We start from the raw sequence: 17,994 nt of genomic DNA on the forward strand, positions 1-17,994 counted from the left end.
CGGGAATTACACCTCGCCGTCATCCTCCACCGCCAGCGCCGCCTTGCGCGCCTGCCAGTCCTTCTTAAGTTCGATGTCCAATTCCGCCGCGCGGTAATCGACGCGGGTCAGATAGAGCCCGTCGGCGGGCGCGACCGGGCCGCACGCCTTGCGGTCGCGGGCTGCCAGCGCCCTGGTGATGTCGCCCTCGCCCCACTTGCCCTCGCCCACAAGCTTCAATGTGCCGACCATGGAGCGGACCTGATTGTGCAGGAAGGAACGCGAGGAACATTCGGCGATGACAAATTCACCGTCCCGGTAGACCCGGAATTCCTCGAGGGTCTTTTCCGGGCTTTTCGCCTGACAACGCGTGTGGCGAAAGGTGGTGAAGTCGTGGTGGCCGACAAATTCCTGCGCGGCCCTGTGCATGGCGTCGGCGTCGAGATCGGTCTTCACGTGCCAGGCCAGGCCCAGCTGATGGGTCAGCGGCGGCAGGCGGTTGTGGATGCGGTAGCGGTAGGAGCGTCGGATCGCGGAAAAGCGCGCATCGAAGCCCTCGTGCATTTCCTCCGCGTCCAGGATCACCACCGGGTCCGGCTGGCAATGAAAATTCATCGCGCCCATGACGGTTTTCGCCGGCCAGGATTTTGCGAGATCGACGTGGCAGACCTGCCCAGTGGCGTGCACGCCCGTGTCGGTGCGGCCGGCGCCGCCGATGGTCACAACCTCGCCGGAAAACGCCTTGACGGCGCGTTCGATCACAGCCTGGACCGACGGGCCGTTGGCCTGGCGCTGCCAGCCGCAGAACGGCCGGCCGTCATATTCCACCGTCAGCTTGTAGCGGGGCATTATTCGAAGTCTTCAAACGGGGTGGCAAAGGCCACTTCTATCGGCAGGTGCCGGAGGCAGCTCTCCGACAGCGCCAGCGCCATGAAGGCATCCCCGGCATAGGGACCCTGGACCTTCTTCGCCAGCACCGGATCGAAGCCGAAACGCGGATAATAGGCCGGCGGCCCGAGCACCAGCACCAGTTCTTCGCCAAGCTCCTTCAGGCGATCCAGCGAGGCCCGGATCAGCGCCGAGCCGATGCCGGACTTTTGCCTGTCCGGCCAGACGGAAACCGGCGCGAGGCAAACGATCTGAATGGCCTGCCCCCGGCCGATCGCCGCGGGCGTTACCCGGCTGTACGCAATATGGCCGACCACCTGGCCATCCGCATCGACAGCGACCTGTTCCAGCACCAGCGCGCCGCAATGCCGCAAGGTGTGCACAAGCCGGGCCTCCACATCTGATGGAAAGGCGGCCGTGACCAGATCCCGCACGACGACCTCGTCGGCCGGGGTCACGTCGCGGATTGTCAGATTTGGCGCATCGGAATCGGACATCAACTTCTCCTCGGGCCAGCTTAGTCCAGAACCGTGCCGTCAGAAAGCGACGCGCCGCGCAGGAAGTCCGCGCCGCTCATCGGCTTCTTGCCGGCCCGCTGCACTTCCACAAGGCGCACGGCACCTGTGCCGCAGGCAATGACCGGAGCCTCCGCCGTGGCAATTACCGTGCCCGGCGCCCCCTTGCCGTCCGCCAGAGCGCTGCGCAGGATCTTGACCCGCTCCGCCTTGCCGCCGAGCGGCATCTCGCACCAGGCGCCCGGGAAGGGCGACAGGCCGCGAATGTGATTGTGCACCTCCGCGGCCGGCTTCGACCAGTCGATGCGGGTTTCCTGCTTGGAGAGTTTCGCCGCATAAGTGATGCCGTCTTCGGCCTGAGCCTGTTCGCCGAGCGCGCCGCGCGACAGCGCCGCCAGGGCCCGGACCATCAGGTCTCCGCCGAGCGGAGACAGGCGGTCATGCAATTCTCCGGCGGTCATGTTCTCGCCAATGGCAACCGTTTCGGACATGCAGACCGGGCCGGTGTCGAGCCCTTCCTCCATGCGCATCACCTGGACGGCGGTTTCCGTGTCGCCGGCCATGATCGCCCGGTTGATCGGCGCCGCTCCGCGCCAGCGCGGCAGCATGGAGGCATGCAGGTTGAGGCAGCCATATTCCGGAGCCTCCAGGATTGCCTTGGGCAGAAGAAGCCCATACGCGACGACGACGGCGACATCCGCTTCCAGCGCGGCAAAAGCGGCCTGCTCTTCTTCGCTCTTCAGGCTCTTGGGCGTGAACACCGGAATGCCGAAGGATTCGGCCGCCTCATGCACCGGCGACTTCTTCAGGTCCATGCCGCGCCCGGCCGGCCTTGGCGGCTGGCAGTAACAGGCGACGACGTCGTGGCCCTGGCCGACGATTTCCATCAGGGTCGGCACCGAAAAATCCGGGGTGCCCATGAAGACGACACGAAGAGACATGAGGCTCCTGAGGGGTTCTGGGAATTTGGCCCCTTATTGCGTCTTGAGCGGCGGCTTGCAAGGGGATGGACGCAGTTGTTTTGGCTTGTTGCCCGTCTTCCCACCCACCACCGTCCTCCTGAGGAGGACCGTAAGGTACGTCTCGAAGGATGGGCTGCACACATGGTGCAAGCGGCCCATCCTTCGAGACAGCGCTCGCGCGCTTCCTCAGGATGACGGTTTTGGAGGAGGAACTGACGTGCAATGGAGCAAGCGGCCTGTCCTCCGAGACGCATGGCTATGCCAAGCACCTCTGGATGACGGAATGGAGTGTAAACAGCGTGTGTCAGGCCAGCCCGGGCATCAGCACCTTGAGGCTGTCGGCCATCATTTCCATGGCAATCGCCGCCAGGATCATGCCCATCAGCCGGCTCATGACGCTGTTGGCGGTGGCGCCGATGAAACGCGACAGGAACGGAGCCGCAAAGAAGGTGCCGACAAGGACCGCAATCGCCGCCGCAACACCGGCGACATAGGCGATTTCCTGATGAACGCCGCTGATCTGGCCGCGAAAGATGATCATGGTGGAAATCGAGCCGGGCCCGAGCAGGATCGGCACCGTCAGCGGGTAAATCGCCGGATTGTCCTGCGCCTGCATGTTGTCCTGTTCAGACGCATGGCCGTGATGGGCCTCGGTCTTCTGGCCCCGGATCAGGTCCAGCGCGATCAACAGGATCAGGAACCCGCCGGCCAGACGGAAGGCATCCAGCGAAATGCCGAAGATCTTCAGGACGACGTCGCCGGTCAGGCCGATAAAGACCGCACCGATGCTGAGGCTGATCAGCAGCGTGAAGGCGACCTTGCGCTCAAAGCCCGGTCCCTTGTCCGCCGTCAGCGACAGGAACACGGGCAAGTTGGCGATCGGGCTCATGATGGCAAAGAGCGCGGCGAAGATCTTCAGGAACAAGGCCTGATCCATGTCGTACGCCCCTTCGATTGCGCCGGATCAGAGTTTCCCGGCCAGCTTCGCCTGCTTGGTGAATTTCTTGACCACGCGGTCGCGCTTCAGCTTCGACAGGTAATCAATGAACAGCTTGCCGTTGAGATGGTCAAGCTCGTGCTGCACACAGGTTGCCAGGAGACCGTCTGCCCTGATCTCCTGTGCATTGCCCTCGCGGTTCAGGAACTTCACCGCGACCTCGGCCGGACGCTCGACATCCTCGAAATAGTCCGGGATCGACAGGCAGCCTTCCTGGTAGACCGACAGATCCTCGCTCGACCAGACGATTTCCGGATTGATGAACACCATCGGTTCCTTGGGCGCGTCCTCCTTGGCGACATCCAGCACGAAGATGCGCTTGAGGATGCCGATCTGGCTGGCGGCCAGGCCGATGCCCGGCGCGTCATACATGGTTTCCAGCATGTCGTCGGCCAGGGCGCGGATGTCGTCGTCCACGGTCGCAATCGGCGCGCAGACCTCGCGCAGGACCGGGTCGGGAATGGTGATGATCGAACGTTTTGTCATGCGCTTCACATAGGCAATCGCGCGGCGCCGGTCAACGCGGAATTCTCCCGTTCCGGGCGGCTTTTCAACGTGCTTCTGACGGTGCGTGCATGGGCGTTCGATCCGAATCGTTCTATGTTTGTTTCATGAATGAGATCCTGTTTGAGTTTGGCGGCCGTCCAATCACTGTCCTGGAAACCGCCATTGCCGGTGGGCTCCTGCTGCTGGCCCTGATTGTCTGGCTGGTTTTGAAGACCATGCGCGAGATCCGCCTGCGCGGCGAGGCCGACAGCGCGTCGGCGGAACGCATCCACGAGCTGGAAAGCCATCTCTCCCAGCTTTTGAAGAGCCAGGGCGAAATGACCGGGCGTATGCAGACCATGGCGGAGGTGTTCGGCTCGCGCCAGTCGGACATGATGCGCGCCGTCAACGAACGCCTCGACGGCATGGGCCACAAGCTGAACTCGTCGATGGCGGACACCAGCAAGCGCACCCAGGACGGGCTCAGGCACCTGCATGAGCGGCTTGCCGTCATCGACCGGGCACAGCGCACCATCACCGATCTTTCCGGCCAGGTCGGCCAGCTGCAGGCGATCCTCTCCAACAAGCAGACCCGCGGCGCCTTTGGCCAAGGCCGGATGGAGGCGATCATTCAGGACCAGATGGCGCCGAGCACCTATTCCTTCCAGGCGACGCTCTCCAACAACAGCCGTCCGGATTGCCTGATCCACATGCCCAACGGTGCGCCGTCGCTGGCCATCGATGCCAAGTTCCCGCTGGAAGCCTACAATCTTCTGCGCGACGCGGAGAGCGATGATCAGCTGAAATACGCGCAGGCCCAGTTCCGCCGCGACTTCACCAAGCACATTCAGGACATCGGCGAGAAATATCTCCTGCCCGGAGAGACCCAGGACACGGCCTTCCTGTTCGTCCCCTCGGAAAGCATCTTTGCCGAGCTCAACGAGAATTTCGAGGATCTGGTGCAGAAGTCCCATCGCGCGCGCGTGGTGATCGTGTCGCCGTCGCTCCTGATGCTGTCGATCCAGGTGATCCAGTCGGTGCTGCGCGATGCCAAGATGCGCGAACAGGCCCACTTGATCCAGGCCGAGGTCGGACACCTGATCTCCGATGTCAGCCGTCTCAACGACCGGGTCGGCAAGCTGCAGTCCCATTTCGCCCAGGCCAACAAGGACATCGACCAGATCCTGATTTCCACCGACAAGATCTCCAAGCGCAGCCGGAAGATCGAGGATCTGGAGCTCGGTGAAATACAGGGAACGGTTGAAGACGGTGGGGACGAGCCGCGATTGGCACTGACGCCCGAGGGGTGATTGCAGGCTTTCCAGTCCGATTGCCAGGGCCGGATGCCTCGCCTAAGGTCTCGCATCAACCTTGGCCCGAATGGGAAATTTTCATGTCCTTTTTCAATGCGCGTGTTTTACGTTCCGGCGGCCTGCTCTGCGCCGTTCTGACAATTTGCGGATCCCAACTCTTTCAGTCTGGTAATGCCCTGGCGGAGGATTGCAGCCAGACAGTCGAAGCGGTCTGGCTCGATGTCTATGCCGTCAAGGCGGCTACACAAGGCGACTGCGGCCAGGGAGACATTTCCCTCACGGTCTCCAACAGCGACGGCGACATCGAGTTTTCCGAGACCTATGGCCCCGAAGACCTGTTCGGGTTTTACGGCCTTGCCAGCGCCGAGGAGATGCGTTTCGCCCTGACCGACTGGATCACGAACTACGCCCAGGAAGGCACCTCTTCCAAGCTGCCGCCATGGCCGCAGGGGGCAGACGGTCCGCAGGCCGGCGAATTTCCGTTCTATCCGGAAGACGGCGTCGGGCAGGAGCTCTACGAGGCGGTCCGCGCGCAGGACCGCAGGATGATCTGCTTTATCCAGGGCAGCGAGAGCCAGCTCTGCCTGCTGCAGAACCCTGAGAACGGTGCCCTTGAGGCCGTCGGCGTGCAGACTTTCCCGGGCTAGTCGGCCTTGTCCCGCGACAATCGTCGCGCCTTGGTGACCTCCCCCCATTCTGTCGCCGCAATGCGGGCGATCGCCTGGTCGAGCCGCTCATAGGCGACCGTCATGGTGTGGCCGTTGGCATGCAGCAGCGTGTTCGGACCGGTGATGACGCCGACATGACCTTTCCAGAAGAGAAGGTCTCCACGATGAAGAGACGACGGGTCATCATGCGAAATCTCCTCCCCTGCCTCGGCCTCCTGCATGTCGCTGTCGCGGGGAATGTCGATGCCGCCGGTCTGGGCCGCCAACTGGATCAGGGCTGAGCAGTCGAGGCCCAGGCTGGAGCGTCCACCCCAGAGATACGGCGTGCCAAGGAACTCCTCGGCAACAGCGACCCAATCTTCGGTGCAGTGCTCGGCCGGCACCAGATGTTTCGCCACGACGGCCGACCCGTCACTCAAGATCGCATAGGTCAAACCGCGCGTGACTGTTTCTCCGGTCACGGTCACCCGGGACCCCATGGAGAGCAGCCCGAGCGGCGGGAATTTCAGATCCGGACCCGGGTAGCGATAGGTCCTGAGCGCCCGCACCCGGTGGGTCGCGGCCTTGACGGGGCCGAGGCCGTCGGAGGACAGCCAACCGACATAGCCGTCGGTGTCGAGCTGCCCCCAGGCCCAGCCTTCCGGTGTTTGCTCATAGACAGTGACCCATTCACCGCACAGCGCCTCGGTGTCGATGGAGCGGTCCAGTCGCGGCTCCGGCCTGAGCGCCAGCCGGGCGGCGGTCACCTGAAACACCTCCCCCTCGACGAAGCGGGCGGCGTCGGCGCGGCCTTCATAGTCGATTGCGGCCAGGTCGGCACGGACCGGATGGCGGCGGCGGTCAAAGATTTGAGACATGATACGCTTTCAAAAAGGATCAACTTTCAGGAGAACTTCCCACATCAGAGCGATTTGGCGAATCTCACCATAACGGCAGAGAAGACAACACCGAAGGCAGCCAGATAACGGCAATACCGAAGCTTGCGCGTTAATCGAACTCTCCGTTCATCTTCCCAGCCTTCTGGGATCAATTTGGTCGATTGCCTGATCGTCGTGTAAATCAGCCCAAACAAGACAAAACCGCCTATCCAGGTCAGATCAAATTGCTCAAGTGCCAGTCCAGATTGATGCCTTGGGAACAACACATGTCCGATCCCTTCGAGGACTGGCTCAAAAACGTCGCCTTTTGCCATAAATCACTTTCAAATATCCGGTTCCGTCAGCGCGGCAGTTCCCTGGCCTTTTCGACCACGAGATCCCCAAGCTGCTCCAAATAGAGCGCGCCGTCCACCGTGCGGGTGATGATCACGTTGCGTTTGTCGGCTTCGTCGCGCTTGCGCGACAGAAGACGCATGCCACCCAGCGTGTCGAGCGCCCGGGTGATCGCCGGCTTGGTGACGTTCAGCTTGGCCGCCAGGCCGCGCACCGTGTGCGGTGGCGGCTCCAGATAGACGGTCATGAGGATCGTGAGCTGGCGCGCGGACAGGTCCTGTTCGCTGTCGCGAACCAGCGCCAGATTGACCTCATGCATCAGCTTCAGCGCCTGGGAGGCGCGCAGTTCGACAGCCATAAATCAGCGGTTTCCCATCCAATACCATGACCATCGAACCACAAAAACGTTTCGGAGCCGTTATTGTGCGGCAGCGTAACGTTCCGCGATCAGGTCGAACAGGCAACGGATGCCCTGGGCCTCGCCGCCCATCGGCTTGCCGGGCTTTTCCATCGGCGTCCAGCCGAAAATGTCGAAGTGGACCCAGCTTTCCGCGTTGTCGACAAAACGGGACAAGAACAGGGCCGCCGTGATCGAGCCGGCGAATCCGGCACCGCTGGTGTTGATGTGGTTGATGTCTGCGATCTTGCTGTCGAGATATTTCATGTAGGGCTGCCACAGCGGCAGGCGCCACAGCGGATCGGCCGTTGCCTCCGCCATGACTTCGATGTCGTCGGCAAGCGCTTCGTCGTCGGTGTAGAACGGTGGCAGGTCCGGGCCGAGCGCGACCCGGGCGGCGCCGGTCAGCGTCGCCATGTCGATCAAAAGCTCCGGGCTTTCCTCGTCGGCAAGAGCCAGCGCGTCGGCCAGAACCAGCCGGCCCTCGGCATCGGTGTTGCCGATCTCCACGGTGAGACCCTTGCGGCTCGGCAGGATGTCGCCCGGGCGGAATGCGTCGCCGGAGACCGCGTTTTCGACGCAAGGAATGATCACGCGCAGGCGCACCGGCAGGTTCGAGGCCATGATCATGGAGGCCAGTCCCAGCACGTTGGCCGCTCCGCCCATGTCCTTCTTCATCAGGGCCATGGACGAGCCCGGCTTCAGGTTGAGGCCGCCGGTGTCGAAGATGACACCCTTGCCCACGAGGGTGACCTTCGGCGCGTCTTCCGCCCCCCAGCAAAAATCGGCAAGGCGCGGTGCCCTCGAACTGGCCCGGCCAACCGCGTGGACCATCGGAAAATTCAGTTCCAGCAGATCCTCGCCAATGACGATGCGGCCCGTGCCGCCATGCTTCTTGAACAGGGTCGAGGCCGCCTGGGACAGTTCCCCCGGACCGAGGTCGTTTGCCGGCGTGTTGATGAGATCGCGGGCCAGCTGGACACCGTCCAGAATGACGCCCAGGCGGTCGAGGTCAACCTCATCCTCCAAGGCGAGGCGACGAGTCTTGCCGCCATTCTTGCGATATGTCTCAAAGGCATAACAAGACAGCGCGAAGCCGAGTGCGGCCTGTTCGGGATCCGGAAAACCGTCGGCCAGATGATAGTCCCCGGCCGGCAGAGCGGCGACCAGGCCGCCGAGCGCCAGCGGGTGCGGCAGACCGCTGTCTTCCACACCGAACAGGACCGCTGCGCCCTCTTCCCCCGGCACCACCAGAAACGTCGAGGCCTTGCCGGAAAAGTCGTTCAGCGCGGCCCAGTTCCGAGCCGCCTCGCCAAGACCCGTCAGAATTTCGGGCAGGGCCGCCTCAGTGACAGCCATCACGGGCGTTGAATTGGAAACATCGCTTTTTCGGACAAGGCATGCGCGCACGGGAAACTCTCCGTTGGACAGGAATTCGGTCTGAAACAGGTACGCCGCCGGACGCGGCAGTGCAATACGCCGCCTCGCTCAAGGCATCGTTCTCGCAAATCGCAAGCCGGCTTAACCAAGCATTAGGGTTAATTATCTATTTCTCATAAGGGAACCCAGAGCGAGTCCTGAGGGCAGAACGCCCGATGCTCTTGCTGCGGACAACAAGGAAGTTGAAAATGCAAGCGCCCACCTCCCGTACCCGTCGAACGCGACTCGCCGCGACGCTGATGGCGATGACCGCGCTTGCCCTGGTGACCGGCTGCGCCTCGAACAGATCCAATACGGGAACGCATTCGCCGGCTTCCGGCTACACCACACCAGGTTCGGGCCAGGCGATGGCCCAGGTTGCCAGATGGGCGAAATCCTACGAGCGCGACCGCAAGGACCGGTCCGCGATCCTCGGCTATTCCAACGCCCTCAGCCAGAACGGCCAGATCCCCCAGGCCATGGCGGTGCTGCGCGCGGGCGTGATCGCCCATCCGAAGGACCGGGAAATCTCTTCCGCCTATGGCAAGGTGCTTGCCATGAACGGCCGCTTCGAGGAAGCGCTCAACGTTCTCCAGCGTGTGCAGCAGCCCGACACGCCGGACTGGCGCCTGATGTCGGCAGAGGCCGCCATCTATGACCAGACCGGCAACCACACCAAGGCGCGCAGCCTCTACAAGCAGGCGCTTCTGATGGCGCCGGACGATCCGAGCCTTCTGAACAATCTGGGCCTGTCCTACCTTTTGTCCAACGACCTGCCCAACGCCGAATACACCTTGCGCAAGGCTGCTAGCCTGCCAGGGGCGGACAGCCGCGTACGCCAGAACCTGGCGCTGGTTCTCGGCATCCAGGGCAAGTATGACGAGGCGATCCAGGTGGCCCAGGCCGAGCTCGATCCGCAGCAGGCCAAGGCCAATATCGATTACCTGCGCCACATGATGGAAAAGCGCCGCACCTGAGGCGACCGCCACTTTCACAGAGAACCGCGGCAAGGCACTTCGCCTTGCCGCGGTTTTTCTTGTCTGCGATCAAGCCGGCTGGCTCGCAGTGGCTGCGCAGCCGCGTCCTCGATCCGTTGCGGCCGTCTTTCCGGACACGCTTGTGATATTGCAAGCCGGAACCGTGCCAAATTCAGTTCCACATCAAGATCTTGAGGATCCAGATCGGCAAACAGAACGGGAAACCGACATGCAATCACAACGGTTCTCCCCTACAATTCTGATGTGAGCGTGTCCTGGAGGCGCCGGGCAGAGACAGCTGGCCTTTAGAAGGTGGCCAACACCTGCATGACCGCGGGCCCCATGATGATGAAGAACAGGACCGGCAGAAAGAACAGGATCATCGGCACGGTCAGTTTCGGCGGCAGCGAGGCGGCCTTCTGTTCGGCAAGCTGCATCCGCATCTCGCGCGTGTCATCGGCCATTGTGCGCAGCGCCGTGCCCACGGGCGTGCCGTAGCGCTCGGCCTGGATCAAAGCCATCATGACGTTTTTGACGCCATCGACGCCGGTGCGCTTGGCGAGGTTCTCGTAGGCCGACCTGCGTTCGCTCAGGAAGGACAACTCGGCGGTCGTCAGCGACAGTTCCTCGGCCAGTTCCGCCGATTGCACGCCTACTTCCTCCGCGACCCGCTTGAAGCCTTCCTCGATTGACATGCCGGATTCAACACAGATCAGCATCAGGTCAAGGGCATCCGGCCAGGCCCGCTGGATGGTCAGTTTCCGCTTGTCGATCTTGTTCTTCAGGTAAAGGTTCGGCAAAAAAGCGCCGAGGCCGGAAAAGGCAATGCAGAAACAGACCTTCGAAAAGGCCGGCAGAGTGGCGGGCATGATCACGAATGCATAGAAGATCGAGATCACGAAGATGACGGCCGGCAGTGCGATCCTGGCCGTCAGATAATAATACAGCGGCGCCGAGCCGCGATAACCGGCCATCCTGAGATTTTCGACCGTGCTCTCGTCCGACAGCATCTCTTTCAGATTGAGCCGATCGACCACACTTTTCATTTGCGCCTTGGGCTGATTGCGCAAGGACATCTTGGCTTCGTTCTGGTTGGCCTGCAGCCGCGCCCTTTCCTTGGCGCGCAACTTGTCGCGTTCAATGGCGACAGTCTTCATGCGGGCCTTCAACGTGTCCCGCGACAACAGCGGCAGCACCAGGGAAAAGATCGTGCCTGTAACCGCAATCATGGCGAGCGCCGCTGCTAGGAACTGTGAGGAGGCGAAAGTCTCGAGATCCATCTTTGCACCTAAAAGTCGAAGTTGATCATCTGACGCATCACCATGACGCCAATGAACATCCATAACAAACAGCCCGCAATGATGATGTTGCCCGTCGTCGTTTCAAACAGGACCAGAATGTAGTTCGGTGCGATGAAATACATGATACCGCCGACGAAGAACGGCAGGGAGCCTATGATACCAGCGGACGACTTGGCTTCGGCGCTGAGCGCCTTGATCTTGCGCTTCATCGCCTTGCGGCCGCGCAAAACCTTGGACAGGTTGTTCAGGGCTTCGGCAAGTCCGCCGCCCGCCCGTTGCTGAATGGCCACCACGATCGCGAAGAAATTCGCTTCTGCGACCGGAACGCGGTCTGGCAGCTTGGCCACGGCTTCGGCCAGCGAAATACCCATGACCTGGGTTTCCGTGATCTTGCGGAACTCGGTGGCGACCGGCTCGCGGGCCTCGCGGGCTACGACCTTGATGCAGTCGCCGAGCGGCAGACCGGCCTTGACACCACGCACGATGATGTCGACCCCGTTGGGCAACTCGTCCAGGAACGCGTTGAAGCGGCGTTTGCGCTTGCTGGATATGTACCAGCGCGGAAAGCCCAGGGTTCCGGCGAACCAGAAACCGCCGGCGACCAGCAGATTACCGCTCGCCAGCAATCCGACAAAAAGGAAAACAATCCCGGAAACAATGCTGAAGATGATAAATTGAGGCATTTCCCAGGTCAGGCCGGCCTGTTCCATGCGCGTCTTGAGCGAGATCTTCTGCTGCTTGTCCTGCTTGGCTCGCTGGCGCTCCTCGAACTCCTTGAGCTGATCCTGGATGGACCGCTTGCGCCGGTCGACGTCCCGCATCGCCTTGCGCTGCTTCTCGTTTTGTGGACGCGCAGCAACCGCCTGCATGCGCTTGTCACGCCGCTTGGTGCCGGACAGTGTCGGTGCGAAAATGCTGAAGATGACGCCCCCGACCGCTAGCATCACCAGGGCAGCGACGGCAATACCTGTAATTTGGGGCGTGAGAAACTCTTCCAATCCGGCCATGTGACTTCAATCCGCTCCTATTCGGGCATTTCGGAGGCATCCAGCGCGGCTGCCAGGCGCGATTCTTCGCCGAAGTAACGGGCGCGATCCCAGAATTTCGGACGACCGATACCGGTCGAGCGGTGCCGGCCGATGATGTTGCCGTTCGGATCCTCGCCGATCATGTCATAGATGAAGATATCCTGCGTCGTGATGATGTCTCCCTCCATCCCCATCACCTCGGTGACATGGGTGATGCGGCGGGAACCGTCGCGCAGGCGGGCAGCCTGAACGACCACATCGATGGACGACACGATCATTTCTCGCAGCGTGCGGGAGGGCAGCGAGAAACCGCCCATGGTGATCATTGATTCAAGACGGGACAGGGCTTCGCGCGGCGAGTTGGCGTGCAACGTGCCCATGGAACCGTCGTGACCGGTGTTCATGGCCTGGAGAAGGTCGAAAGCCTCCGGGCCGCGCACCTCGCCGACGATAATCCGTTCCGGGCGCATACGCAGACAGTTCTTCACCAGGTCGCGCATGGTGATCTCACCCTCGCCTTCCAGGTTGGGCGGACGCGTCTCCAGCCGCACCACGTGAGGCTGCTGCAGCTGCAGCTCGGCACTGTCTTCGCAGGTGATGATGCGTTCTGTGCTTTCGATATAAGCGGTCAAACAGTTGAGCAAGGTCGTTTTGCCCGAACCGGTACCGCCCGAGATCAGAACGTTACAGCGTGACCGGCCGATGATCTGCAGGATCGTCGCGCCTTCCGGCGTGATCGAGCCGAATTTCGTCAGCTGGTCGAGGGTCAGCTTGTCGCGCTTGAATTTACGAATGGTCAGTGCCGGACCGTCGATCGCCAGCGGCGGCGCGATCACGTTGACGCGGGATCCGTCGGGCAAACGCGCATCGCAGATCGGGCTGGAGTCGTCGACGCGGCGGCCAACCTGGCTCACAATCCGCTGACAGATGTTCATCAGCTGGGCATTGTCGCGGAAATTCACGCCGGTTTGCTGAACCTTGCCCGCAGTTTCGATATAGACCGTGTGCGCGCCGTTGACCATGATATCGGCGATGTCGTCGCGGGCCAGCAGCGGTTCCAGCGGGCCGTAACCAAGCACGTCGTTACAGATGTCTTCGAGCAGGTCCTCCTGCTCGGAAATAGACATCACCACGTTTTTCAGAGCGATGATGTCATTGACGACGTCGCGGATCTCGTCGCGCGCATCTTCCGCATCCAGGCGTGCAAGCTGCGACAGATCGATTGCCTCGACCAGAGCATTGAAGATTTGCGCTTTGGTCTCGTAATAATCGCTGCCCTTCTTGCGCGGCGTTGAGGCACTCGGCTCCGGCGCGGCGGGCAGCGGCGGTGCGGTCGTTTTCGGCTGGGCGGGCTCCGTCTGGATCTTCTGCGGCGCAGGCTGCTCAACCCGTTCGGCCGGCTCCGCCGGAGCAGGCTTGTCCTGCAGCCCGGGAACGCCGCCCGGACGGATGGTCTGTGGACCCGAGGATGAACTGCCACGTCTTCCAAACATAACGAACTATCTGCTCCGCTATCAGACCGGTCAGCCGGCCTTTCGCTTAAATTTCGACAACAAGCCTCCGAGCCCTGCCCGGGATGTCTTGCTTGGCTGCGACTTGCCGGACACCGACTGCGCGAGATCCTCAAACATGCGTCCAATGACATGTTTGTTGTCGATTTCCCCGATCATCTGGCCGTTGTTGGCGGCCGTGCCGAACAGCTGCGGTTCGAACGGGATCGCCGCCTGCACCGTCAGTCCGAGGGCACTGGCAAATTCGTCTGGCTTGATTTCCGGCCGCTTGGGCACGTTCACCTTGTTCATGATCAGATGCGGCGGCCGGTCATTCGGGCGTAACTGCTTGAGCATGTCGACGGTGTTTTTCGCATTGCGCAGGTTGGCCAGGTCCGGTTCCGCCACCAGGACGATTTCGTCTGCAGACAGCAATGTCTGTTTCACCCAGCTGTTCCAAACATGCGGCATGTCCAGCACCACATGCGGCACCGACGCACGCATGGTTTCGATCAGGGCTTCGAAGTCTTTTTCGCTCTGGTCGTAGGTGCGCTCCAGCGTAGCCGGCGCGGCCAGAAGGCTGAGATGTTCGTTGCATTTGGACAGGATCCGGTCGAGATAGGTCTCATCCAGTCGTTCGGGCGCCGAAATCGCTTCGAACACCCCTTGCAATGGGTCCTGATTGTAGTCCAGACCGGCTGTTCCGAAGGGAAGGTCGAGGTCCGAGACGACAACTTCACTCTCAAAGCAGCGTGCCAGCGCCCAGGCGCCATTATGTGCGATGGTCGAAGCACCGCAGCCGCCCTTCACGCCGAAAAAAGCGATAGTCCGGCCGAGCGGTTCAGCATCCGGATCGGCATAAAGATTGCCGATCGCACCGATCAGCTGAAACACGCTGACCGGCGTGATCAGATATTCACTAACACCGCGCGAAATCAGATCCCGGTAGAGCGTGACGTCGTTGACATCGCCGATGACGATCACCTTCGTGCCGGCATCGCAATACTCGGCAAGATGGTCGAGGCTTGAAACCAGGTCTTCCCGGTTTCCGGAGGTCTCGACCACAATCAGGTTCGGCGTCGGCGCCTGCTCGAAAGTTTCGATGGCACCTGGGATGCCACCCATATCGAGCTTCAGATGGGCCTTGGCCATCCGGCGATCTTCCATGGCGGCCTCTGCCGTCCGCATGGTCGCGTCCGTCAGGCAAAAGCCATGGATGGTGATGCGCGGAATGGGTCCGATATGGATGCCCTCGTCGCTGCCGGCATAGGCGTGTTGCGAAGGATCGGAGATGGGGTCCATGTAACCGGACAGGTTTTTCAGGTCTGGGTTGGCACTCATAGTATCACCTAGTCTTCCGCGATCTCGGCACCGACACCTTCGGTGTAATCGGATGCCGTCACTTCGCCCTTCCTGTAATTCTCAATCACAACCGCCCGGCGGTTCTGATCCGCCGGCGTCGAAGCGCGTGGCGTCAACAGATCGGAAGGATTGGCGACCATGGTCGCCAGGTTCGCCTGTGTGGCACAACCGAGATTTTCGTAGTCGAAATTCTCGCCGAAACCGCCACCGATATTCGACGGCCACGCTCCGCATTCACCCGCCGTTGCCTGCATGCGCGCATAGGACAGCCTGATAGGTGCGTCGGCCGAAGCGTCCGTCACCGAATAGGTGCGGGTGCTGATGCGTGACCCGGACACCCCGCCCCGCTGCAGCGCCTTGCGGATCTGCGGGGTTACGGAGTGAACCGCGGCCTCGTTGGCGCCGCCCGACGGTACCAGAATTTCCACGGAGCCGTTGCCGTGTTGCCGGGAATCGACCCCGAAGGAGGAGATGGTGCCGACGATCGGGCCGCTCAGGCTGCGCGTACTTCTGCCAATCGGCAGATCCAGTGTTTCCGGCGCTTCGGTAACCACTATCGGATGCCGCAGCCGGTAGTCATTGGATGCCAGCAGCGAGGTCGGCGTCTGGCCCTGATTCTGGCACCCCAGCACCGCCAGGCAGCCAACAATGACAAGTGCGGTTCTGGAAGCGGTTGCCATCAGGACCTTTTTGTTCCTATTCATCCGTCCATCCTCACTTGTAGATGAAACCGACCTGGCCGTGATACGTGCCTTCGATACCCCCTGTGGGGCTGAAGATCTTGTTCAGACGGTTCAGGAAAATTGCCTCGGCGTCCGAGGGTGGCATCAGGTTCTTGTCCGGCCGCTGCAGCTTGCTCACCGCGACGGGCTGGACCACGTATGGGGTCACGAACACCACCAGTTCGGACTGCTGGCGCAGGAAGTCGCGGCTCTTGAACAGGCTGCCGAGGATCGGCACCTGCATCAGGCCTGGAACACCGTCCACGGCCTGCTGGTAGCGTTCCTTGAGCAGGCCCGCCATGACCAGCGTTCCACCGGACGGCAACTCCATGGTCGATTCGGCGCGCCGTACCTTAAGGGCCGAGATAGTGATGTTGGAGAAAGTCACGGCACCTTCGTTACTGAGCTCGCTGACCTCGGTCTTGACCCTCAGGCTGATCCGCCCGCCCGACAGGACCACCGGCGTGAAGTCGAGGCCGACACCGAATTTCTTGAATTCGACGCTGACTTCATTGTCTTTCTGCGCAACTGGGATCGGAAATTCACCGCCCGCCAGGAAGCTTGCGTTTTCGCCTGAAATCGCCGTGAGCGTCGGCTCCGCGAGGGTCTTGATAACACCATCCCGCTGCAACGCGTCTATCTGGGCTGTGATGCTTGTCGCCCCGCGTGCAAACTGCACACCGCCGACCGCCTGATTGACGATGCTCGGGTTCACCGAGAAATTCGGCAGGTTTTGAAAGAACGGTGTGAAATTACCTGTCCCCACCGTGCCGGAAAACTGGACCCCGAGCTGCTTGATGATCGACCGCTCGACTTCTGCAACGGTCACCTTGAGGTGGACCTGATCCTTGCCCTCAACGGCGACCAGGTTGACAATTTCGCTCCCGGCCTTCGCCCCCTGGAACTTGGCGGCAATGTCGGCTGCCTGCTGGGCTTCCAGCGTGCTTTTGGCGCTGCCGCTCAGGACGACGCTGCCATTCACCGATTCGGCATGGATCCGGGTTCCCGGAATGAGCTTTTGAATGATCCGGGTCAGATCGGACGTGTCTTTTTCGACGCGAAGGTCAAAACTTGCCAGTTCGCGACCGCTGCGGCTGAACAGCACCAGACGGGCCTGGCCGGCGGTGTTGCCGATCACGAAGATCCTGCGAGGCGTGCGTAGGACCGCGTCCGCAATTTCCGGGTTGGACACCAGCACATCGGCGGTGTCCTCGGCGAGATTGATCACGACGGACCGGCCGACACCCACATTCAGAATCCGGCCGATTGCCCGTTCTCCGGCAGCCACATGCACCTGGCTCGGGAAGTTGTCGTCGGCCATTGCAGCGGGCGCCGCCAAGCCGATCAGCGCACCAGACATCAAGGCCGCGGCCGCAATCTTTCGAAAGTAGTGTTTCATTGCGTCCCTCACGCTGGACGTTCTTGTGTCATCCAAGCTCATTGCCCACCTGCCTGGCTGGTCACGCCGTATTTGACGTAGCTGACGCCGCGTCTGCGGTTGTCTTCCTCGACAGCATCATCCGCGGAATCCTGCGCGCTGCGCAGCGCCAGCGAGATGGTTCCGATCTGCTGTGACTGCGCCACGATTTCGGACTGGCCAAGGGTCAGTTCCAGCGTGGCCGTGCGCTTCGTCGGCAAGTTCTTTTCTTTCTGTTCCCCGGCAGTGGTGGTGTCGATCGCCAGGACCCGGATGTTTTCCAGGATCGTTTCGCTGCGGGCGCCCGCATCGGATTTTCGTGTCAGGATGAGGTCGACCTTGTCGCCCGGCAGAATGAACCCGCCCGCGCTCGTTTCCGCCTCGACACTGACCGCAATGGCGCGCTTGCCCTTTGGCAGGATCGCTGCCATGAAACCCTTGTCGGTGTTGATCAGCCGTTCGGGGCGAATGGGTTCGCCGGCAAAAATCGGCGCGCGGGCGATTCGGCCTTCAAATTCCTTGTGAGCTTCGGAGTTGAGCTCTTTGGTCACCGATCCAAGGGGAATGGCGTCCTTGGGCCAGTTGGTCCAGGACAGATCATCCTTGGACACTTTGCCACCAAGCTGGATGTCGTTCTTCGCGACCAAAACCTGAGACTTTGGCTGTTCAACTTCCCGATCCTGGACGACCACCTGTTCAGGTGTGCCACCGGACATCATCACCATTCTGAAGGCGACCAGTCCCGCGGCCACTGCGATTGCCAGTACGAAAATTCGTGCGAACTTCATGACAAATACCCAATATTCCTATGCGCACATGCGCTCCGACACCTAGGATGAGGGGCAATTGGTCAAAACATGGT

At 61.5% G+C, this 17,994-nt stretch carries 19 protein-coding genes; 3 read left to right on the forward strand and 16 right to left on the reverse strand.

Annotated features, from left to right (window positions below):
- Nucleotides 1–6 precede the first annotated feature (6 nt).
- The 5 genes from truA to def form a co-directional block, all read right to left on the reverse strand.
- The gene (gene truA / locus M0H32_RS17915; RefSeq protein ID WP_248156422.1) at nucleotides 7–828 is read right to left on the reverse strand and encodes a tRNA pseudouridine(38-40) synthase TruA; all 822 of its coding nucleotides are present in this window, start codon (nucleotides 826–828) and stop codon (nucleotides 7–9) included.
- Nucleotides 828–1,364, reverse strand: a complete 537-nt coding sequence (locus M0H32_RS17920) for a GNAT family N-acetyltransferase (RefSeq protein WP_248156423.1) — start codon at nucleotides 1,362–1,364, stop codon at nucleotides 828–830. The genes truA and M0H32_RS17920 overlap by 1 nt, the downstream gene beginning before the upstream one ends.
- 20 nt (nucleotides 1,365–1,384) lie before the next feature.
- Nucleotides 1,385–2,323, reverse strand: coding sequence for a methionyl-tRNA formyltransferase (fmt, locus tag M0H32_RS17925; protein WP_248156424.1), 939 nt, complete (start codon nucleotides 2,321–2,323; stop codon nucleotides 1,385–1,387).
- Nucleotides 2,324–2,648: 325 nt separating this feature from the next.
- Nucleotides 2,649–3,281 (reverse strand): MarC family protein, encoded by a 633-nt coding sequence (locus M0H32_RS17930; protein ID WP_248156426.1) that lies wholly within the window; start codon nucleotides 3,279–3,281, stop codon nucleotides 2,649–2,651.
- 27 nt (nucleotides 3,282–3,308) lie between these two features.
- Entirely contained in the window at nucleotides 3,309–3,827 is a 519-nt protein-coding gene (gene def / locus M0H32_RS17935; protein WP_248156429.1) for a peptide deformylase, read from the reverse strand.
- 125 nt (nucleotides 3,828–3,952) lie between these two features.
- On the opposite strand from def, the gene M0H32_RS17940 reads away from it, so the two are divergent.
- Together M0H32_RS17940 and M0H32_RS17945 are read left to right on the forward strand one after the other, a co-directional pair.
- Nucleotides 3,953–5,137, forward strand: a complete 1,185-nt coding sequence (locus M0H32_RS17940) for a DNA recombination protein RmuC (protein WP_248156431.1) — start codon at nucleotides 3,953–3,955, stop codon at nucleotides 5,135–5,137.
- A gap of 83 nt (nucleotides 5,138–5,220) precedes the next feature.
- The gene (locus M0H32_RS17945) at nucleotides 5,221–5,787 is read left to right on the forward strand and encodes a hypothetical protein (RefSeq protein WP_248156432.1); all 567 of its coding nucleotides are present in this window, start codon (nucleotides 5,221–5,223) and stop codon (nucleotides 5,785–5,787) included.
- Here M0H32_RS17945 and M0H32_RS17950 read toward each other — a convergent pair.
- From M0H32_RS17950 to M0H32_RS17965, 4 genes are read right to left on the reverse strand one after another with little or no spacing between them, the layout of a single operon-like run.
- The gene (locus tag M0H32_RS17950) at nucleotides 5,784–6,665 is read right to left on the reverse strand and encodes a C40 family peptidase (protein WP_248156434.1); all 882 of its coding nucleotides are present in this window, start codon (nucleotides 6,663–6,665) and stop codon (nucleotides 5,784–5,786) included. The two genes, M0H32_RS17945 and M0H32_RS17950, sit on opposite strands and share 4 nt — an antisense overlap.
- Nucleotides 6,666–6,709: 44 nt before the next feature.
- A complete protein-coding gene (locus tag M0H32_RS17955) occupies nucleotides 6,710–7,000 on the reverse strand; it encodes a hypothetical protein (RefSeq protein ID WP_248156436.1) in 291 nt (96 codons plus the stop codon).
- 26 nt (nucleotides 7,001–7,026) lie between these two features.
- Nucleotides 7,027–7,377: a MarR family transcriptional regulator gene (locus M0H32_RS17960; RefSeq protein ID WP_248156438.1), complete on the reverse strand. Its 351-nt coding sequence runs from the start codon at nucleotides 7,375–7,377 to the stop codon at nucleotides 7,027–7,029.
- A 60-nt stretch (nucleotides 7,378–7,437) separates the two neighbouring features.
- Nucleotides 7,438–8,775, reverse strand: a complete 1,338-nt coding sequence (locus M0H32_RS17965; protein WP_248156596.1) for a leucyl aminopeptidase family protein — start codon at nucleotides 8,773–8,775, stop codon at nucleotides 7,438–7,440.
- Between the two features lie 269 nt (nucleotides 8,776–9,044).
- Here M0H32_RS17965 and M0H32_RS17970 point away from each other — a divergent pair, with 269 nt between their 5' ends.
- Nucleotides 9,045–9,812, forward strand: a complete 768-nt coding sequence (locus tag M0H32_RS17970) for a tetratricopeptide repeat protein (RefSeq protein WP_248156439.1) — start codon at nucleotides 9,045–9,047, stop codon at nucleotides 9,810–9,812.
- Between the two features lie 305 nt (nucleotides 9,813–10,117).
- On the opposite strand, the gene M0H32_RS17975 is transcribed toward M0H32_RS17970, so the two are convergent.
- Genes M0H32_RS17975 through cpaB form a run of 7 tightly spaced genes read right to left on the reverse strand, consistent with a single transcriptional unit; the run spans nucleotide 10,118 to nucleotide 17,920 of the window.
- Nucleotides 10,118–11,092 carry a type II secretion system F family protein gene (locus M0H32_RS17975; protein WP_248156440.1) on the reverse strand — a complete coding sequence of 325 codons (975 nt, stop codon included), beginning with the start codon at nucleotides 11,090–11,092 and terminating at the stop codon, nucleotides 10,118–10,120.
- A gap of 8 nt (nucleotides 11,093–11,100) precedes the next feature.
- Nucleotides 11,101–12,120: a type II secretion system F family protein gene (locus tag M0H32_RS17980; protein WP_248156441.1), complete on the reverse strand. Its 1,020-nt coding sequence runs from the start codon at nucleotides 12,118–12,120 to the stop codon at nucleotides 11,101–11,103.
- A gap of 17 nt (nucleotides 12,121–12,137) precedes the next feature.
- On the reverse strand, nucleotides 12,138–13,634 hold the full coding sequence (locus tag M0H32_RS17985; protein WP_248156442.1) for a TadA family conjugal transfer-associated ATPase: 1,497 nt from the start codon (nucleotides 13,632–13,634) through the stop codon (nucleotides 12,138–12,140).
- A 30-nt stretch (nucleotides 13,635–13,664) separates the two neighbouring features.
- Complete coding sequence (locus tag M0H32_RS17990; RefSeq protein ID WP_248156443.1) at nucleotides 13,665–14,972, reverse strand: CpaE/TadZ family protein; 1,308 nt, start codon at nucleotides 14,970–14,972, stop codon at nucleotides 13,665–13,667.
- Between the two features lie 8 nt (nucleotides 14,973–14,980).
- The gene (locus M0H32_RS17995; protein WP_248156445.1) at nucleotides 14,981–15,697 is read right to left on the reverse strand and encodes a CpaD family pilus assembly protein; all 717 of its coding nucleotides are present in this window, start codon (nucleotides 15,695–15,697) and stop codon (nucleotides 14,981–14,983) included.
- Between the two features lie 10 nt (nucleotides 15,698–15,707).
- Nucleotides 15,708–17,114 carry a type II and III secretion system protein family protein gene (locus M0H32_RS18000; protein ID WP_248156448.1) on the reverse strand — a complete coding sequence of 469 codons (1,407 nt, stop codon included), beginning with the start codon at nucleotides 17,112–17,114 and terminating at the stop codon, nucleotides 15,708–15,710.
- 38 nt (nucleotides 17,115–17,152) lie between these two features.
- Nucleotides 17,153–17,920 carry a Flp pilus assembly protein CpaB gene (gene cpaB, locus M0H32_RS18005; protein ID WP_248156450.1) on the reverse strand — a complete coding sequence of 256 codons (768 nt, stop codon included), beginning with the start codon at nucleotides 17,918–17,920 and terminating at the stop codon, nucleotides 17,153–17,155.
- Between the last annotated feature and the right edge of the window lie 74 nt (nucleotides 17,921–17,994).

Source organism: Roseibium sediminicola, from assembly GCF_023156505.1.
Taxonomy (GTDB): Bacteria; Pseudomonadota; Alphaproteobacteria; order Rhizobiales; family Stappiaceae; genus Roseibium; species Roseibium sediminicola.

Coding starts and splice junctions, on each gene's coding strand:
- M0H32_RS17995 (WP_248156445.1), bottom strand. CDS start 15,697: ATGAATAGGAACAAAAAGGTCCTGATGGCAACCGCTTCCAGAACCGCA.
- M0H32_RS17955 (WP_248156436.1), bottom strand. CDS start 7,000: ATGGCAAAAGGCGACGTTTTTGAGCCAGTCCTCGAAGGGATCGGACAT.
- cpaB (WP_248156450.1), bottom strand. CDS start 17,920: ATGAAGTTCGCACGAATTTTCGTACTGGCAATCGCAGTGGCCGCGGGA.
- M0H32_RS17960 (WP_248156438.1), bottom strand. CDS start 7,377: ATGGCTGTCGAACTGCGCGCCTCCCAGGCGCTGAAGCTGATGCATGAG.
- def (WP_248156429.1), bottom strand. CDS start 3,827: ATGACAAAACGTTCGATCATCACCATTCCCGACCCGGTCCTGCGCGAG.
- M0H32_RS17940 (WP_248156431.1), top strand. CDS start 3,953: ATGAATGAGATCCTGTTTGAGTTTGGCGGCCGTCCAATCACTGTCCTG.
- M0H32_RS17975 (WP_248156440.1), bottom strand. CDS start 11,092: ATGGATCTCGAGACTTTCGCCTCCTCACAGTTCCTAGCAGCGGCGCTC.
- M0H32_RS17945 (WP_248156432.1), top strand. CDS start 5,221: ATGTCCTTTTTCAATGCGCGTGTTTTACGTTCCGGCGGCCTGCTCTGC.
- M0H32_RS17965 (WP_248156596.1), bottom strand. CDS start 8,775: ATGGCTGTCACTGAGGCGGCCCTGCCCGAAATTCTGACGGGTCTTGGC.
- M0H32_RS17920 (WP_248156423.1), bottom strand. CDS start 1,364: ATGTCCGATTCCGATGCGCCAAATCTGACAATCCGCGACGTGACCCCG.
- M0H32_RS17980 (WP_248156441.1), bottom strand. CDS start 12,120: ATGGCCGGATTGGAAGAGTTTCTCACGCCCCAAATTACAGGTATTGCC.
- truA (WP_248156422.1), bottom strand. CDS start 828: ATGCCCCGCTACAAGCTGACGGTGGAATATGACGGCCGGCCGTTCTGC.
- M0H32_RS17985 (WP_248156442.1), bottom strand. CDS start 13,634: ATGTTTGGAAGACGTGGCAGTTCATCCTCGGGTCCACAGACCATCCGT.
- fmt (WP_248156424.1), bottom strand. CDS start 2,323: ATGTCTCTTCGTGTCGTCTTCATGGGCACCCCGGATTTTTCGGTGCCG.
- M0H32_RS17950 (WP_248156434.1), bottom strand. CDS start 6,665: ATGTCTCAAATCTTTGACCGCCGCCGCCATCCGGTCCGTGCCGACCTG.
- M0H32_RS17970 (WP_248156439.1), top strand. CDS start 9,045: ATGCAAGCGCCCACCTCCCGTACCCGTCGAACGCGACTCGCCGCGACG.
- M0H32_RS17990 (WP_248156443.1), bottom strand. CDS start 14,972: ATGAGTGCCAACCCAGACCTGAAAAACCTGTCCGGTTACATGGACCCC.
- M0H32_RS18000 (WP_248156448.1), bottom strand. CDS start 17,114: ATGAAACACTACTTTCGAAAGATTGCGGCCGCGGCCTTGATGTCTGGT.
- M0H32_RS17930 (WP_248156426.1), bottom strand. CDS start 3,281: ATGGATCAGGCCTTGTTCCTGAAGATCTTCGCCGCGCTCTTTGCCATC.